The following is a 15,665-nucleotide window of genomic DNA, read 5'->3' as shown; positions in this document are numbered from 1 at the left end:
GCGGGCCCGGCGCGGACCGGAGGACGAGTCGGAGCGCCGGGGCGGGGGGTGGGCCGCAGGAGAATCTTCCCGGGCTTCCCGACGTTGGGCCGACACAACGGGACCTTGAAAAGGAGAAGGCATGGCACGCTTCGGCGAACAGGTGGACGGCTACGCGATCGACGTGCTCAACGAGCGGGAGATCCGCGCCGCGGCCGGACTGCTCTTTCTGACCATGTTCGTGACCATCGGGATGGCGGCCTTCGGCCACCAGTTCACGCCGCTCAAGTACGCGGTGATCGGCTTCCTCAGCGACATCCTGCTGCGCCTGCTGGTCTCGCCACGCTGGGCGCCGACGCTGATCCTCGGCCGCTGGATCGTGCGCAACCAGGTGCCCGAGTGGGTGGGCGCGCGGCAGAAGCAGTTCGCCTGGTGGATCGGCGCAGGGCTGGCGAGCGTGATGCTGGGGCTGCAGGTGGTCGTCAACTCCTTCAGCCCGATCACGGGGATCATCTGCCTCGTCTGCCTGGTGTTCCTGTTCTTCGAGGCGGCCTTCGGCATCTGCCTGGGTTGCCTGTTCTACAACCTCGCCTTCAAGGAGCGCGCCCAGCATTGCCCGGGCGAAGTCTGCACGCCCCATGAACGCCACCCCGCGCAGCACACAGGACGCGCCCACTGGGCGCTGGTGCTGGCCTTCGCCGGCTGGCTGCTGGCGGTGGGCTGGCTCTTCCATGATCAGCTGCGCGAGCCGCCCTTCGATCTCTTCGGCCTGAGCGAAGTGGCCCGCGCGGCGGAGTAGCCGTCCGCGCGATGCCTGAGACGGCTGGCCTGTCCTACGGCCCGGCCACCTCCAGGGAAGCCGTCACCCGGTAGAACATGCGCGGATCCAGCTCGCTCACGCTCCAGCCCAGACCCGCGGTGCTGATGAACTCCGCGGGCCAGTGGGCCGGGTCCGCCGTCTGCTGGAGCCGGTAGCTGCGGGCCAGGGGCACCGCGGTCCAGCTCAGCTGGAGGCCCTCCTCCCCGAGCTGGATCGACAGTTCCGGCGCGGGAAGTTCCGGCACGATCTCCCCCAGGAACCACCAGAGCGACTCCGGACTGATGGAGACGTGGTCCTCGTTCCCGCCCAGCGGATAGTAGAGCGCGTCGAAGGGCGTCAACGAATAGAGGTCCGGCGCGCCTTCGATCTGCCGGAAGGGCGCGTCCGTCACCAGCCCCAGCGCGCTGGTGGTGGGGATGAAACAGTGGTTGGCGTGCAGCGCGAGGATGTCCCCGTAGGGCACGGCGCTCTGGTCCAGCTGGACCATGGTGTTGCGGTAGCCGCCGGGGGCGTTGTCCCAGGGTGGCGCGCCGCTGATGGAGACGGTCTGGCTGCGGTCCGGGAAGGGCCAGATTTGATTGATCTCGCCGCGGAAAATCGTCTGCGGCGTGTGGTCGCCCAGGGACCAGCAGTTGCCGTCGATGTCCACCAGCCAGCTGCGGTACTCGTAGCGGATGATCTGCTGGCCGGCGGCAAAGCCCTGGTGGAGGCCCGTCCCGCTGCCGTTGGCCACCGCCACCAGGCGCGGCCCGACGGGGTAGTCGCCCAGCGCGGCCAGCTCGTCCAGCAGCACCTGGCGCAGGGGATCGGCCGCCGGGGTGGGGTTCGGCGGAGACTGGGCCATCACCAGCAGCATCTGGCGGGCCGCCGGCGTCTGCAGTCGGGAACGGAAATGCGCGGCCTCCTCCGCCTCCTCCGCGAAGAAGTCCAGCCAGTGCTGGAGGCTGAGCGGGATGTTGGCGCCCGCCTGCGGAGAGTCGAAGGAGAGGAAGGTCCGCACCCGGGGATCGACGCCCTGCTGCTCCAGCCAGGCCAGGGCGTAGCGCGAGACCAGCCCGCCCATGCTGGCGCCGATGAGCGGATAGCGCTCCCCCGCGGGCAGGAGGCTGTTGATCTGCTCCAGCAGCGTCGCCAGCAGCAGGCCGTTGCGCTGGATGTAGTCGGTGGATTCGCTGAAGTTCAGCACCACCAGGTCAAAGCCCTGTTGGAGCAGGCTGTCCACCAGCCCCTGCTGGTTGCCCAGTTCGTAGAGTTCCTCCCAGAACATGGTGTTGTCCATGTCGAAACCCTCGCAGAGCAGCACGGGGCGCGTCAGCTCCGTGTGGCCCGGCGCCAAGTAGAGGTAGGCGGTCCCGCTGGCCGCCGCACCCTGGTAGGGATAGGCCGAGGACAAGCTCCAGACCGCACTGGGTTCCGGCGTGAGCAGCCGGTTGACCGTGAAAGCCAGGCGGGTCTCCCGCGTGTCCCCGTCCGCCCAGGTGGCCCGCAGGCGCAGGGTTTTCCTGCCCGTGCTGGCGTAGGCCACCACCACCCGCTCGCCCGGCTCCCGTGACACAAACCCGGACCCGTCCGCGAAATCCCACTCCAGTCGGAGCGGCGCTTCCGCCCGGTTGCTGATCCAGCGCTCCCCCTCGGGCAGTTGGAAGGTGACGGCATGGCCCTGGCCGCTGTGATCCACCAGCGCCGCGGCCGCGAAGAGCCGGCCGCTCTCCAGCGCGGCGGGATCCAGCAGCCGCAGCTCTCCCCCGTCGACCCGCGCCCGGCCCTGCTCCACGGCCTCGGCCGTCACGCGTTGGACGTCCATGTCCAGCAGCGCCAGCGGGATGAGCGACTGCTGCCTGGCCGCCTGGGCCACTTCGCGCAGCCGGGCCGGCAGGATGCGTTCCGCGCCGTTCACGCTGGCGCGGTTGAGCTGGAAGACGAGCTGCCGGAACAGCGCGGACGAGGCGGGCGGAATTTCCTGACGCCCGTCGTAGTGCGCGGCGCCGGCCAGGTCCGGGCTCAGGTCCAACAGAATGCCGCTGGTCACCCGCTCCCGGTCCGCGGCGGCCAACTGGATGGAGGCGGCAAGGCCGGCGCGGCCGCCGAGCCACAGGAGGGCGAGCAGGCACGCGAGGCCCGTCCTCACCCGACAAGGGAAGCGAGAAGACAGCATGGGGTGTTTCCGTTCGTGTTGACGCTGTGGTACTGGGTGGCCAAACTAGGGTAGCCGGATGGCCCGGGCAAGGCAGGAAGGGCGACGAACCCAGGTCGGCCCGGGGGCTCCCAGCGGCCCTCTGGCGATGGCCGCACCCCGGCGCGAGGGGCGCCAAGGCTACTGCAGCAGCAGGAGCTTCTCGCTGTGGACCGCCCGGCGGCTGCTGGCGACACAGGTGTAGAGGCCGCTGGCGGCAGGCCGGCCCGCGTCCGACCGTCCGTTCCAGGGCAATTCGTGTTCGCCGGCCGGCAACGTCCCAGCGAAGAGGGTGGCGATCCGGCGCCCGCGCAGATCGAAGATGGCCACGCGGAGATCCTCCGCCTCGCTGAGCCGCAGGCGGATCGTCGTGCTGGGATTGCAGGGGTTCGGCCGCGCCGGGAGCAGAACGAAGGCCGGCGGGTGGGCCGGTGTGGCGTCCGCCGATTGGGCCACGGACCAGGGCGCGTCCGACTCCCCCTTGCGAGGCGGCCAACCCCAGCCATCGTCGGGCGTTTGGCGGGCGATACCGGGGTCCACGCGGCGTGCCGGTTCGGCGGACAGGTCGTCGTGGCGGACCGGACCGCCAGCGACGGGGATCGTCACCAGTTCGTAGGGGTTCAGCGCCCGGGAGCCGGGTTCGTTGTCCGTGAGAACGCCGGCCAGGCCGCTGTCGAAGAGCCGGTAGGCGAGCTCGTGGTGCTCGTCGCTGGGCAGGGCGTTCTTGTACGCGAACAGCGAGCGGCCGTCGGTCAGCACGAAATTGATGATGCTGCCCGGACCGGCCCCGGGGTCGTCCGCGACGAGGTCTGCGCGGACGTTGTAGCCGTGGTAGTCCTCGTTGTTCAGGGCCTCGCGCAGCCCGGCCAGCACGTCGCCGTCCGCCGCGCGGATGGCCGCCATGAGATAGTGGAACAGCAGCTCGCTGTCGATCCAGCTGTCCACGTCCTGCGGATCGCCCTGCCAATTGCTCCAGCGGGCGGGCGGCAGGTCGACGAACCAGCCGGACTGGATCAAGCCGTGCAGCAGCGCCTCCTTCAGGCCGGCGGACGAGCCGTCGCTGAGATCCCCGTTGTGCATGAAGGCGTAGGTCCGGCCGCCCCAGTCGAAGGTGAAGGGGTGGCTCCCCGCGCCGCCGCTGCCGTTGCGGGCGTGGCCCAATGCCAGGAGCGCCCCGTTGGCGGGGTCGCGGACGGCCGCCAGGGCCGCCTCCAGGGCGCCCCCGTCGTTGTGGCGGTACCAGACCTGCGCGCCCGTGGCGTAGAATTGTTGGTCCGGGTCCACCAGCGGCTTGCTGTAATAGAGCAGGCCGTAGCCGTCGTCGTTGGGCGGCGCGGCGTGCTCCTGCAGAAAGTCGTAGAAGCGAGAGGCGTCCGCGTCCAGCTCGGCCAGCCGCGCCCCCTCCCGGCCCAGCACGGCGACGAAGGAGCAGGCCTCCGCGCGCGCGGCCCCGAGCAGCAGCATGAGGAGTAGCAGACGCATTGATCGGCTCACATCCTGATCACTTGACAACGCTCTCGCCGCAAGGGGATGGGCGCGGCGCCGGACTTCGTTTCTCTGTGGTCGCCGCAGCTGGGGGCGGCCCCGCACCCGGACTCGGCGGCAAGATTGCACTTCCCAGCGGGCGGAGGGCTGAGTTCCTGGCTCGAAAAATCGAAGTTCCTGCAAGGCGGCCCGTCCATCCATTGCCCGGGGCGGCCCGGCGGGAGCTGGCGATCCAACCCGAAGCAAGGAGACTCGGATGAACGCACGATACTTGGGATCCAGCGGCCTGGAGGTCTCCGCGCTGGGGCTGGGCTGCATGGGGATGAGCTACTCGTACGGACAGCCCCGTGACACGGGTGAGATGACGGCCCTGCTCCGGCAAGCGGTGGAGCGGGGGGTCAGCTTCTTCGACACGGCCGAGGTCTACGGCCCCTTCCTCAACGAAGAGCTGCTGGGCCAGGCCCTGGAGCCCTTCCGGGGCCGGGTGGTGATCGCCACCAAGTTCGGCTTCGACCTCTCGCCCGGCCGTGACCCGCGCGGCGTGACCGGCCTGCCGGGCCTGGACAGCCGCCCGGAGCGCATCCGCCAGGTGGCGGAGGACTCGCTCAGGCGCCTGCGCGTGGAGACCCTCGACCTGTTCTACCATCACCGCGTCGATCCCGCCGTCCCCATCGAGGAGGTGGCCGGCGCCGTGGGCGAGCTGATCCGGCAGGGCAAGGTCCGCCACTTCGGCCTCTCCGAGGCGGGCGCCGCGACCATTCGCCGCGCCCACGCCGTGCAGCCGGTGACGGCCCTGCAGAGCGAGTATTCGCTCTGGCACCGCGCGCCCGAGGTGGAGATCCTGCCGCTGCTGGAGGAGCTGGGGATCGGTTTCGTGCCCTACAGCCCGCTGGGCCGGGGCTTTCTCACCGGTGCGTTGGGCGCGGACGCCACCTTTGCCCCGGGGGACTTCCGCGCCCGGCTGCCCCGCTTCGCGCCCGCGGCGCTGGCCGCCAACCAGGCCCTGGTTGAAACGCTGACCCGCCTCGGCACGCAGGTGAATGCGACGCCGGGCCAGGTGGCGCTGGCCTGGCTGCTGGCCCGCAAGCCCTGGATCGTGCCCATTCCCGGCACGACCCACCCAACCCGCTTGCGCGAGAACCTGGGCGCGGCGGACCTGCAGCTGGATGCCGGGATGCTGGGTGCCATCGACGAGGCGCTGGCCCGCCTGGACGTTGTGGGCGCACGCTACCCGGAGACCTTGGAGCGGATGACCGGCCGCTAGGGGCAGGTCATCTCCCTGGGCTACCGGCCACCAGCGCCGGAGACAATTCGGCTACCGCCCATTGGGGCCGTGGCCTAACTCATCGAGTGGTACAAACACCGGGGGCAGGTCACCCAGCGTCGCCGTGTGGAAGATTACCACGAACTGAGTGGCGCAGTAGTACGGCTACCGCTGCGCTGGGCGGCGCTTCTTCAAGCCAGCGCTGCATGGATGGCGGAATGCGCCAAACAATGGTGCTCATCGCGCCACCCCCATGATGATTGACGGCAGTGCGGCGATCCGCCGGATGCCCGCAAAGGAAAAACCCGCCTCCTCCAGAAGGGCTTCGTACTCTTTGGCAGTCCTCTCCCGTCCTCCCGTTGCCATGAGCAAGTGCAGGTCACACAGGCTGCCAGCCACCCCGCCTTCTGGCACGAGCATCTCAACCACGAACAACCTGCCACCGCTCGACAGAGCGCCGCGAGCTTGGCTGAGCAACCGCAAGGCCTGTGGATCATCCCAATCGTGTAGAACACGCGCCATCACGACAGCGTCACCTTCTGCGTCCCACGGTTGGAAGAGGTTGACCGACCGAAACTCCAACAGGTGCTGTCGCTCCTGTCGCATTGCCTGCTCGATGACTTCGGGCCGGTCGAGAACCGTGACCCGCAACGATGGATGTGTCTTGACAAGCAGCGAGGCCAACACCCCAAGTCCGCCTCCTGCATCAATGACCCGCTCGTCCCCACACAGCCCCAGGGCGGCAGGGACCGCTTCGTAATCGTGGAGCGCGTAACTGGCAAGCATCCGATGGTGGATTGTCGAACGTCGGGGATCGGTGGCAACATCCGAGAAGATGTCGGGCGCCCGCCACTCACTATCTGCTCGCATGGCGCTCGGGAGCCACTCCCAGAGCCGTGAGAGGTAGCGGCCATACTCCACAGCGGCACCAGCAAGCGTCAGGGGATGCGCGACTCTTAGATACTCACCGCGCTCAGTCGTCCGCCATTCTTCACCCACTTTTATCGTGAGACGAAGCTCGGCGAAGGCAAGAAGCAATCGACGAACACGGACTGCATCGAGACCAAGCAGACAAGCAAGGTCTTCGGCGCTGCGGGGCAATGCATCGAATACACCCAACTCGACGCCAGCGCAAATCGCCTGTGTGCGCCAGAACCCCACCAGATCGCGGGACACGGATGCAAACGCGCTCAGCAGTGGGGGCCGCAACTCAACTATGGTTTGCCCCGCCTCATCGATCACCTCGAGTCCGCCGTCGAAGCGCTCGACGCGGGCCTGTCCATTGTAGAAGGGCTCCACCGCAGCGAAGCGCCTGGCGTAGCCAGGACAGCCTCGCGCATCGACGTGGGTCCAACCTTCTTCATCGCGGGCCCGGGCATAGCCCTTGTGGAACACGTCGAGATCAAGAAACCAGACCCCGTGGGCGAGTACTCCCAACGTGTTGATGTGGGTGGAGCGCCCATCGTCGGCTTGCACGACTGCGATACCATCGCGGTAGTCACCCGCGTAGCGCCAGCGGGCCGGGTAGGCAGGCTGCCCCTCGGGTGTGACGTGGAAGTAACGGCCCGAGTGTTCACGGACTGCGCAGTGACCACACTGAAAGTTGCCGCACCAATCAAAGCGCGAGACATAGGCATTCGCACCATCCGGACGAATGTGATGCCACCCATCAGAGGACTCCACGGCCGCCAGCCCCTGGTAGAAACCGAAGGTCCGCTGGAATCTCCGCTGGTAGGCCGCCTTTCCGTCGAGGCAGATGTGCCAGGCCTCATTGCCCTGTCGAACGGGGGCCAGTCCTGGCTCGTGGAAGGCGAGCACTTGATCGAAGCGTTCGGCGTAAAGCGGATTGCTTCCGCGGACATGATGTGTGTTGTCTGGCGCCGGACTGGTGGTTTTCCAAGTCATGGTTTCACCTCCGCGGGCTTTCGCATGTTGCAACCCAGGCAGAGGGATCGGCTTCGATAAGTGGCAAGAAGTCGCTGGTAGGACTCACCCTGCCAGACTTGCTGCAGGCTCCCCTCGTTGAGATTCCCAAACTCGCCCAGTGTCCTCCTCTGAGCATCAGGCGCGCAGCAGGGATCAAATCGTCCCTCTGTGCTCACCCACGCCTCCCGTCCAAGAAACACGCAAGGACCCGTTGGCACTTCATCACCGGTCGCGCCTTCCTGTAACAGGTGGAAGTTCTCGAGAAGAATGTGCCTGCCATTCGGCAGGAGGCACTCGGCGGCAGCTTCCCGGGCCGCTAGGACCGCACGGTTCCAGCGACGCATCGAGTCTGGATTGCGGCGCAGCGACTGCTCTTTGATCTCGTTGAAGTGCGTCCACACATGGTGTCCCTTGACGCGATCCACTCCCAGTTCGCCGGCCAGGCGAATGATATCCGCCAGCTCGCCGATGTTGGTCTCCAGAAAGGTGAGTTGAAAGGTCACCCGACACCGATTACCACCCGTAGCGGCGTGTCTATCTCGGACAGCAACAAAGGTCCGGACATTGTCGAGATTCCTCTCCCAGTTCGAGCCGCTCATGATCGCCTCCTGGGTCATCTTCGTGGCGCCATTCCAGGAGATCTTGACATCTGACGTGACCGGCACGATGCGCTTGGCCCACTCCTTGGCCCCCAAGCCAGGGAAGCTCCCATTGGTCGTGAGATTGAGCTGAATCTTGTGTTTCGCGCACAGCGCGAGAACCTCCTCGAAATGATCATAGAGTAGGGGCTCACCCATTGTGGATGGGATGATCTCGCGAAGTCCCCTGTGTGCCCCTTCCTCCACGACGCGGCGAATGAGATCGAAGGACATCAGACGCCGCGCCCTCCCTTCGGCCCTCCGAGCATTCTGGAGGGGGCTGTGGAGAGAGTGCTCTTCGCACATTACGCAGTGCAGGTTACAGGTGTCGGGATTCGTGTCAAAGGTCACGCGCCATGGCCATTGGTCGGCTTGCACCCGGGCACTGTCCCGTCTCTCGAGCACGCGCTGATAGATGCTCTCCATCTCCCGGACGTGATCCTGGATTGCCGGCACGTCTCCACTTTTGCTGAGCATGTGTCCACGCGCCCCAAGACGAGTCGCCAAGGCGGGATCATCAACGAGTCGTTGCATTTGCTTGGCAAGCGACTTGTGCGATCGATACTCGAATTGCAGGCCGTTGACCTCGTGGCCGACAAGCTCCGCCATGCCTCCCACGTCGGCAGTGATGACTGGAACCCGCGCCTGCTGAGCCTCGTGGATGACGAGCGGTGAGTTCTCGAGCCACACCGAAGGGACGACAATGGCGTCCACCCGATTGAGCACATCGCGGACAATGTCCTGGTTGCGATACTCAGGGTGCCACTCCACACGCTCGGCCACACCATCAGGAAGCTGTTGGACAAGAGCCATGAGTGACTCTGTCTCCTGCCCCCGCGGTCGGCCCCAGATGCGCATGCGTGGTTCGCCAGCAAGCCTGCCAAATGCGCGAATGAGGTCTTGGATACCCTTCGCCGGGATGTGCGTGCCGATGTAGCCGAATGTGAAGGGCTCGTCCGGATCACGCATCCGACCGCCAAAGCGCGGGAGATCGAAACCATAGTCAAGATAGACCAGCTTGCTCTCGGGCAGGTCCAGTCCTTGGCGATGCCGATCGAAGAGATAGCGCGTCGGCGCCACGAAAAGGTCTACCAGCTCGACCATCTCCCGCACATGGCGCATCCGGCGTCCGACCCAGCCGGCCCAGTGGTCCAGGTCAGTATCTCGCTCCCCCGGAGCGCCGCTGAAGTAGCGGGCGTAGCACCGCTCTGCGCACTTGCGGTCCTCCTGTCCCTCGCAGGAAGCCCAAAGCACATTCGGGTCTTGCGGAAACATCTGCATGAACTGTCCCCGCGGGCACAAGAGCCAGTAGTCATGCAGCGTGAAAACCATGGGGATGGACCGCGCGGCGGCCTCGACTAGTAGTGATGTCGAGAGGTGATTCAAGTGCTGGATGTGCACGACATCGGGCTGGACGCGATCAAGCACTTCCGAGAAGCGCTGGTCAATTCCCACTTCTCGGTAGCGGTCCTTATTGCGGGCGTTGTTTATGACGTGGAGCGTGATCCTTGGATCGTCCGCATCATGTTCGAGCCGCAGGCGGAAGTCTGGCGCGAATGAATCCTCCTCGCGCGTGAAAACATGCACCTCGTGCCGATCGGCGAGTCCATGACAGAGGGTTTGTGTGTAGACCTCAGATCCAGCGTTGTACCTCATAGGGTAGCCGTGGATGACCTGAAGAACTCGCAGCCCACCTTGTCTGCCATCATGCGAGGGCTGCCACTGGCCCACTTCTCCAGGACGAGGCTGGCTTAACCGTGTTGAGCTGGCTTGAGGATCTTGCATCGAGACAAGCGAACTCGAACCTGCTCCATCGGATGACGACGTGACACATGAGCGGGGATCAAGCGGGAGTGCTGGTCTGAGGATGCCGGCGCGATCCCTTCGTGCCGGCTGCGAGGCGTGGTGCAGAGTCATTCGTTTGCTCCTTGATGATGCTAACTCGGACCACCATCCCCTCAGCAGATTGCAGAGGTCGCCTGGAGCAAGGCGTGCACCCGGTGGGTACAGTGGAAGTCTTAGTCAGCAGGGTGTTGTCTTGGTTCTTTCGAGCCCTCATTTTGATGAAGTCGTAGCCGCTAACTCAATGGGTAGGAGGATTAAGTCCATTGGGTCATTGGAGTGTACTGCAGAGACGGAAACCGATGATGTGGCTTGTGTTCGATGGGCTGCTACATGTGCCGTGCGCGGCTGACTGAAGTCCCCACGCGTCGTCTCGCCAGCTGCCGCCCCTTAAGACGCGAAAGGGGAGGCCGTTGTAGGGCACCACCGGGTCAATCTGCGGGCTGCCACTGTATGTCCCATCCCAGTCATTGCACCACTCCCACAAGTTTCCTGCCATGTCCTGTAATCCTTGGCCGGATGCACCGGTCGGGTGCGTACTTACTGGGCCTGTCCAGCCTACGCAGTAGGAGTCGTTGTTGTAGTTCGCCAGCGTGCAGGTGGGTGCGGACGCACCCCAGGGATAGGTTCGTTCGTCATCGTGCTGTGCCGCGAACTCCCACTCCGCCTCGGTGGGCAAACGGTAGCCCGTGGCTGTGTAGGGGCTGTTCGTGTTCGTCCACCAGCCGCTGTAGTAGGCGGGCAACCCTGCCATCAGGCTCAGCCAATCGCAATAGCAGGCCGCGCCGTACCAGGAAACCCACATCACCGGTTGATTCGCCGGGTCGTACCCTGTGGGAAAGGCAAACCCCGGACCCCAGTCTCCGCTATTGAATGTCCCTGACTGCAGATAGAATTGCTGCGTGTCAGTGTTGTAGCGTATCTCACAATAGTCGTATCCGGGATCGTTGATCCTCAGCAAGTTCACGTCATACTGCTGGACAAAATCTCCCACCACAGAAACTAGACCTTGCGCCAAGGCCCAGTTCAAGGCTTCCAAAAACTGTGCGTTGGTCACTTCAGTGCGCCCCAATAGGAAGCTGTGCGTCAGGGTCACTGAGTGCTCTGGCATGGCCACACCAGCTTGGCCCATGATGAACTGACCGGCGGGAATCAGGATCATGGCGGCGCTGTCAGAAGCAACAGAGTAGAAACCCAGAACATCAGGTTGTTGATACCACGTCCATCCGTTTGGGACAGCGGTTAAAAAAGATGCTGCCCGCGTTTTCCCGAGGAGCGTGGCTGGTTCAGCCAAACGCGGCTGATAGTACACGCTGTAACTGGTCGCCCCTGGAACAGGACTCCAGTTGAGGTTGACGTACACGCTGTCGAGACCGGCAATTGCGGAGATGCCCACGACTGGGGCTTCCAAAGCGAAGGCCAGCGTAAGCGAGCCAAGCAAGCCAGTAAGGAAGGTGACAATGGCACTCATGGCGTCTCCTGTTGTCCCAATCCGAAAAGCCTCCCATGGATCAACAAGGACCTATCCATCAGAACGAAAACGAGTGCTGGCTTGGAGACAACGAACTTCCGGATTGTAGCGCCTCAGCCTTGTATCCCCAAGTCAATTCTCTGACAGGGCGAGAATGCAGTTGCTGGCTGCGACTGGAGTCTGACTCACCAATTGTCACCACAACGGGGAGAGCTTCTGAGAGTCAAGCGTGGGGCTCTCCGCCGAGTTCTCTGCAGCCAACCGCGCTGGCCAGACTCGCCAGAACGCCGCACACCCTCTTCGGCCACTCGTCCCACCATCACGATTGGTGGGACGGCAGCGGTGGGATCAAGCGGGTGGGACTGGGGTGGGACCGGTCAAAAAGAAAGGGTCCCGTTTGTGGCGGAACCCTTTGATACTCAAATGCTCCAACAGGGACTTGAACCCCGAACCAACTGATTAAGAGAAGCATGCAGTCCCGCATCCTGTGTGATCGATTTGGATCACAATCCCTCACGATCCCTTTGACTTTCAAGGCCTTCATCGCACACTTCAGCGGGTCGTTCGTCTCGCCCGATCCCGCCGTGTCACAAAAGAGTGTGCAACGGCGGTGCAACGGACTTGGGCGTCAACGCCGGCCCACCCAGCACCGAGATCCAGCCGGCCCGTAGGCCAGCGCGGGTCTCCAAAACCAGCAGGAGGCGGTGTGCGACGCTTTCGATTCACGGTCCAGGGCTTGGAAGAATTGACCACCCACAAGACCCGCGAGTTCATCCACGACGACCAGGTGCCGGCCCTGGCCGTGCAAGTCACGCCCTCGGGCGGCAAGTCCTTCTACGTGGTCAAGCGCCATGGCCGCGGCAAGGTCGTGCAGCGGCTGGGCAGCCTGCACGAGCTGTCCATTCCCAAGGCTCGTGCCCTGGCCGCGGAATTTGTCACACGCCTCACCCTGGGCGAGGAGCCGGAACCCGTGCGCGAGAAGCCCCTGCTCCTGCGCGATGCCCTGCACGAGTATCTCGACTACGCCCGCGACCACCTCTCCCCCAGCACCGTCACGGACTACGAGCGGCATGTGTCCATGCACCTGGGGGCTTGGGCAGGGGCCCGTCTCCTGAGCGGCGTGCGGCGCAAGGAAGTGACGGCCCTGCACAAACTGCTGGGCCAGCGTCACGGCCGGCCGTCGGCCAATCGCATCCTGGCCTTTCTGCGGGCGGCCATCAACCGGGCCATTCGCGAGCATGAACTGGACCTGCCCAATCCGGCCCGGGGGATCACGCTCTACCGGGAGGAGGCCCGCACGCGCCGGCTCTTCACCGAGGAGCTGCCGGCCTTCTTCCAAGCCCTGCGTGAAGAACCCAACCGCGATGTGCGGGACTTCATCCTGCTCGCCCTCCTGACGGGAGCACGCAAGCAGAACCTGCTCACACTGCGCTGGGAACAGATCTCCTTCAGCCGCGCCCTGTGGACCGTGCCCGCGGCGGAATCCAAGAACGGCCGCGAGCTGACAGTCGTGCTGGCCCGCCGCGCGCTGGAGCTCCTGCAAGAGCGTCAGCAGTTTGTGACGGGGCCCTTCGTGTTCCCGGGTCGACCCGGGGCCCGGGCGCCCAAGAGCGGGCACATGAGCAACCCCAACGTTGGCTGGGGGCGCGTCCTGGCCCGGGCTGGCCTCACCAGCCTGCGCATGCACGACCTGCGCCGCAGCCTGGCCTCCTTCCAGATCGATACAGGCACACCGCTGGAGGTGATCCAAAAGACCCTGGGGCATGAATCGAAAGCCACGACAGAGATCTATGCCCGCCTGGCTACGGGTCCGGTAAGGGAGAGCCTGGAACGGGCGACCGCGGCTATTCTGGCCTGCGTGGAAACCGAATCGACTAAGAGGGCTGAGTCGCGGGCCTGAATCAGCGCAGCAGGGTAATGGTTCGGCTCTCGGTCCTGCCACCCGCCTCCAGCTGCACGACGTAGATGCCACTGGCCAATCGCCCGGCGTGAAATGGCAACACATGGGTGCCAGCGGGCAGTATCCCATTCGTCAGCACAGCCACCTCTTGACCCAGCAGGTTGTGCACGCTTATGCGAACCGGAAAGGGACGTTCCAGGGTGAGGGGAATCTGTGTCACGGGATTGAAAGGGTTGGGCCAGGGCGCACCCAGATGGAAGCCTGTGGGACGGGCCTGCGCGGTCCAGGCCGGGAGCGCCACCCACGCCGTGTCGGTCTGGACGGCCAAGGGCCCCCCGAACAAGCCCATGTCGTTGCGCCGAGTGCCCAGGGCGGGAAAGAGCGCCATGCCCGGCACGGCCGGATCCTCCGGGTCCTCGAACTCGGGGCCGGGGTTGCCCGCGTCCACGCAGGGCGATGCCGCCGACAGGAAGGGTGCGCCAAGCAGTGAGTCGAACTGGGGATCCACATCCACCAGACAATTGCTTTGCAGGGCCATGGGTTCGGGAAGCAAACTGTGGCGGTACACGCCAGGCAGGGGAAGCAGATCAATGGGCGCGTCGGGCAACAAGTACCAGCCCGATGGTTCCGCTTCAAACTGGTCCACGGTGTTGTTCCAGAACAGACAGCCATCGAACACGATGCGCCCGGACTCACCGTATTCTCCCCAATCGAACCATGAGGCACCAGGAAGCACCAAGCCGGGCAGATTGCAGTTCATGAACACGCTGTTGCGAACATAGGTGGTGTCGCCGGTATTCGCGGCAAAGGCCACTTGCTCGGATTCGGTTGATGTGGGCAAGTACGAATGGATCCCGTCAAACAGGCAATTGGTGATCCGACTGCGAATGCCCCGGAAGTACAGGGCTCTGCGGGATAGATTGCGGAACACGGTATTCTCGACGACGAAGTTATCGCTACCTCCGTCAACGGGGTGGTGACCCACAGCGACCCCTCCCTCGTCGTTTCCTTCAAACAGGCAGTTTTGGATAGAAAATGTGGAACTGTCATAGAGTTCCAGATCGAAGTACAAGAAACTGCCGATGTTTGTATCGACCCAGTACTCATCCGTGCTATTGTCCCGCCAAGGATACTCAGGGTTCAGGTTCCGATACCGATTGTTGCGAAAGATGCAATTTCGCATCTGGTAGCTACGACGATTGTAGGAATCCACCTGGATGCCCCAACCCTGCACGCCCTCGATGGGGCGGGTAATGGTGCTGTAGTCCCGCAGGTCAATGACTTCGTTGTTTTCGAACACGCAGTCCACCAACGCGTTGCCGGGAGACCCCTCCCCAACCTTTTGCCGGAGCAATACGTGATGAAATGTGCTGGAGGGATCGGGATCAGATGGGTGCGGTGCATAAGTGAAACGGTTGCGGCGAAATGTCGAGTGGCGCAGTTCTCCGGGTGTGACCAAGAAAAGGGCATTGTAATCGTTGAAGACTTGTACTCCGACATAGTTGCTATCACCAATTGCGCAATCTTCCACCGTCACATGTTGAACCAAACAATTTGGTGCTGTTGCTCCACCACCCGCACACCGGGCAACAGTGGCCCTGTTTCGTAAAAAAAACAAACTATCAACATCAGCAATACTACTGGCGCTTAACTCCACTCCTCTCGAATAATCATCGTCAGTGAAGTCTGTTCCCCATTGATGGTTATCTGTACACACTATGTTGCGTGCATGCAGGTACGATGAACTGGAAATGGTCGACATGGGGCTCGTGCGCCATGTATTGTTGCGGAAGTAGATATCACGAACCCTTACATAGCCGATACCCCAAGGGTTATTGGTGCCAATGGATATACGGGTCTCTACATTCTGATTCTCGATCACAATATCACTTGCGATGGTCGTGTCTCGTGCCGTCAAGGTCAGAATTGGACTTGATTGAGGCTCACGAACATGAAGATTGCGCAACGTGGCTACACTTTGCGTCACTGCCGCAATCACCTTACCTGAGGAAGCCGAGTTGTTTCGGAGACGAATATGATCCAAGTGTACAGCATGAATATCAAAAGCCATAAGGCCCGACCCACCGTAGATATTGGTGTTCTCTTCAAAGGTAACGTGACGCACCACAAGAATGGCTGGACCGGTGGAGTACATACCACCGCCATA

The 15,665-nt window shown here is 63.7% G+C and carries 9 protein-coding genes; 3 read left to right on the top strand and 6 right to left on the bottom strand.

The annotated features are described in order from the left end of the window. The first annotated feature begins 121 nt into the window (after positions 1 to 121). On the top strand, positions 122 to 778 hold the full coding sequence (locus tag WC326_00045; GenBank protein ID MFA7329439.1) for a DUF4395 domain-containing protein: 657 nt from the start codon (positions 122 to 124) through the stop codon (positions 776 to 778). Positions 779 to 812: 34 nt separating this feature from the next. On the opposite strand, the gene WC326_00040 is transcribed toward WC326_00045, so the two are convergent. Together WC326_00040 and WC326_00035 are read right to left on the bottom strand one after the other, a co-directional pair. Continuing rightward, entirely contained in the window at positions 813 to 2,954 is a 2,142-nt protein-coding gene (locus tag WC326_00040; protein MFA7329438.1) for a hypothetical protein, read from the bottom strand. Between the two features lie 159 nt (positions 2,955 to 3,113). Beyond that, positions 3,114 to 4,454, bottom strand: a complete 1,341-nt coding sequence (locus tag WC326_00035; GenBank protein ID MFA7329437.1) for a FlgD immunoglobulin-like domain containing protein — start codon at positions 4,452 to 4,454, stop codon at positions 3,114 to 3,116. Positions 4,455 to 4,713: 259 nt separating this feature from the next. Between WC326_00035 and WC326_00030 the strand changes: the two genes are divergently transcribed. Beyond that, positions 4,714 to 5,721 (top strand): aldo/keto reductase, encoded by a 1,008-nt coding sequence (locus WC326_00030; protein MFA7329436.1) that lies wholly within the window; start codon positions 4,714 to 4,716, stop codon positions 5,719 to 5,721. A gap of 237 nt (positions 5,722 to 5,958) precedes the next feature. Here WC326_00030 and WC326_00025 read toward each other — a convergent pair whose 3' ends face one another. The 3 genes from WC326_00025 to WC326_00015 form a co-directional block, all read right to left on the bottom strand. Next, a complete protein-coding gene (locus WC326_00025; GenBank protein ID MFA7329435.1) occupies positions 5,959 to 7,626 on the bottom strand; it encodes a methyltransferase in 1,668 nt (555 codons plus the stop codon). Continuing rightward, a complete protein-coding gene (locus WC326_00020; protein ID MFA7329434.1) occupies positions 7,623 to 9,941 on the bottom strand; it encodes a glycosyltransferase in 2,319 nt (772 codons plus the stop codon). Before WC326_00020 ends, WC326_00025 begins: the two co-directional genes overlap by 4 nt. Positions 9,942 to 10,398: 457 nt before the next feature. Beyond that, a complete protein-coding gene (locus WC326_00015; protein MFA7329433.1) occupies positions 10,399 to 11,598 on the bottom strand; it encodes an SUMF1/EgtB/PvdO family nonheme iron enzyme in 1,200 nt (399 codons plus the stop codon). Positions 11,599 to 12,304: 706 nt separating this feature from the next. Here WC326_00015 and WC326_00010 point away from each other — a divergent pair. Then, on the top strand, positions 12,305 to 13,498 hold the full coding sequence (locus WC326_00010) for a site-specific integrase (protein MFA7329432.1): 1,194 nt from the start codon (positions 12,305 to 12,307) through the stop codon (positions 13,496 to 13,498). A gap of 1 nt (position 13,499) precedes the next feature. Here WC326_00010 and WC326_00005 read toward each other — a convergent pair. Continuing rightward, on the bottom strand, positions 13,500 to 15,665 hold a 2,166-nt coding region (locus WC326_00005), incomplete at its 5' end, for a T9SS type A sorting domain-containing protein (protein MFA7329431.1).

The sequence above is a fragment of the Candidatus Delongbacteria bacterium genome, from assembly GCA_041675285.1.
Classification (GTDB): domain Bacteria; phylum CAIWAD01; class CAIWAD01; order CAIWAD01; family CAIWAD01; genus CAIWAD01.
Note: the sequence above shows the minus strand (reverse complement) of the source record. Positions and strands in the feature narration are given on the sequence as shown.

What these genes read in the sequence shown, in the direction of transcription:
- WC326_00040 (MFA7329438.1), bottom strand. Translation starts at nt 2,954, where the DNA reads ATGCTGTCTTCTCGCTTCCCTTGTCGGGTGAGGACGGGCCTCGCGTGC.
- WC326_00025 (MFA7329435.1), bottom strand. Translation starts at nt 7,626, where the DNA reads ATGACTTGGAAAACCACCAGTCCGGCGCCAGACAACACACATCATGTC.
- WC326_00015 (MFA7329433.1), bottom strand. Translation starts at nt 11,598, where the DNA reads ATGAGTGCCATTGTCACCTTCCTTACTGGCTTGCTTGGCTCGCTTACG.
- WC326_00030 (MFA7329436.1), top strand. Translation starts at nt 4,714, where the DNA reads ATGAACGCACGATACTTGGGATCCAGCGGCCTGGAGGTCTCCGCGCTG.
- WC326_00020 (MFA7329434.1), bottom strand. Translation starts at nt 9,941, where the DNA reads ATGAGGTACAACGCTGGATCTGAGGTCTACACACAAACCCTCTGTCAT.
- WC326_00045 (MFA7329439.1), top strand. Translation starts at nt 122, where the DNA reads ATGGCACGCTTCGGCGAACAGGTGGACGGCTACGCGATCGACGTGCTC.
- WC326_00035 (MFA7329437.1), bottom strand. Translation starts at nt 4,454, where the DNA reads ATGCGTCTGCTACTCCTCATGCTGCTGCTCGGGGCCGCGCGCGCGGAG.